Origin of the sequence: Bartonella chomelii, assembly GCF_014138465.1 — a bacterium.
Classification (GTDB): domain Bacteria; phylum Pseudomonadota; class Alphaproteobacteria; order Rhizobiales; family Rhizobiaceae; genus Bartonella; species Bartonella schoenbuchensis.
Genome location: NZ_JACJIR010000027.1, coordinates 1 through 1,782, shown reverse-complemented (window position 1 = coordinate 1,782; position 1,782 = coordinate 1). Strand labels below are relative to the sequence as shown.

The 1,782-nt window shown below is 53.4% G+C and carries 2 protein-coding genes; both read right to left on the bottom strand.

Annotated elements, in window-relative coordinates; all coding sequences use genetic code 11:
• Positions 1-866, bottom strand: an 866-nt coding sequence (locus GGR10_RS06735; RefSeq protein ID WP_182480445.1) for a right-handed parallel beta-helix repeat-containing protein, incomplete at its 3' end; no start/stop codon positions are given.
• Positions 836-1,782, bottom strand: a 947-nt coding sequence (locus GGR10_RS06730; RefSeq protein WP_210268818.1) for a hypothetical protein, incomplete at its 5' end; no start/stop codon positions are given. The genes GGR10_RS06735 and GGR10_RS06730, both read right to left, overlap by 31 nt.

Genomic DNA, 1,782 nt, shown 5'->3' with positions numbered 1-1,782 from the left:
TTTCCATCTCCTTCAATCTTCACCCCACTCAACTCAACCTTCCCTCCCCCCACATAGACCCCCGTCCCACTTCCCGTAATCTTCGTCTCTGTCAATTTAGCCGTCACCTTATCCCCCACTATCACCCCATATCCATCCGTAAACTCAATCCTTGTCTCCTTCTCTACCACCAACTTGCCACTCCCTGACATAGCTATCCCCGTTTGTACCTCTTTGATTGAGCCCCCAGTCATCGTCAAATTCTCACCCGCTACCACCACTACCCCCGTTTGTACCTCTGAAATCGTCACATCCGTCAACGTCATCGTCATGTCTTTCGTCCCCACAGCATAGACCCCCACACTCACCCCATTATTTTTACCCTGACCACTTCCAGTTCCCACAATCCTTGTCTTCACCAAATGAGCCGCCATCAATCCTTCAACCTTCACCCCATAATCCCCCGTAAAACTAATCGTTGAATTTTCCCCACCAATCGTCAGGCTCTTCCCTCTCTTAACATAGACCCCCGCTCCAACCTCTGAAATCGTCACATCCGTCAACGTCATCGTCATCTTTTCCGTCCCCACCGCATACACCCCTACCCCATTATTCTGTCCCTTAATCACCGTCCCCGTCAACTCAGCACTCTTCACCCCATCCCCCACATACACCCCATACTCACCCATAAAATTAACCGTCGAGCTTCCACTAATCACCAGCTTCTTACCCCCCATCACCTTCACCCCCGCTCCAACCCCCCCAACCGTCACATTCTCCAACCTCATCACCAAATTCTCACCCCCCACGGCATACACCCCTACCCCCTTATTCTGTCCCGTAATCACCGTCTTCGTCAAACTCGCACTCTCCACCCCATCCCCCATATACACCCCCCCCCATATCTACCCCCATCTGCTAAACTAATCGTTGAATTTTCCCCCCTCATTATCAGCGTCCCATTCTTAACATAGACCCCCGCTCCAACCTCTGAAATCTCCACCCCCTCCAACGTCATCGTCATGTTTTCCGTCCCCACGGCATACACCCCTACCCCCTTTCTCCCTCCCTTAATCACCGTCTTCGTCAAACTTGCTCTCTTCACCCCTTCCCCCACATACACCCCCACCCCATACTCACCCCCATCTGCTAAACTAATCGTCGAATTCCCCCTAATCGTCAGGCTCTTCCCATTCTTAACATAAACCCCCATTCCAACCTCTGAAATCCTCACCCCATCCAACACCATCGTCATCTTTTCCGTCCCCACCGCATACACCCCTACCCCCTTTCTCCCTCCCGTAATCGACCCCCCAGTCATCGTCAAATTATCCCCCGCACTCACCCCCATTCCAACCTCTGAAATCTTCACCTCTCCATCCAACCTCACCGTCCCCACCGCATACACCCCATACCCACCACTCCCATTTCCCGTAATCGACCCCCCAGTCATCGTCAAATTCCCCCCCACATTCACCCCCGTCGTGAACCCCCTAATCTTCACCCCTCCCTCCAACGTCACCTCTCCCGAACCCGTCACATCCACCCCCGTTCCCTTTCCCAATCCCGTAATCGTCCCCCCAATCATCGTCAGGCTCTTCCCTCTCTTAACCTCCACCCCCGTTTGTACCTTTGAAATCCTCACATCGTCCAACGTCATCTCCAACATCTCACCCCCCACGGCATACACCCCGTACCCCTTATTCTGTCCCGTAATCACCGTCCGCGTCAACTCAGCACTCTTCACCTCTTCCCCCACATCCACCCCCTTCTCCGTAAACTCTGTTACCGACCCATCCTTCA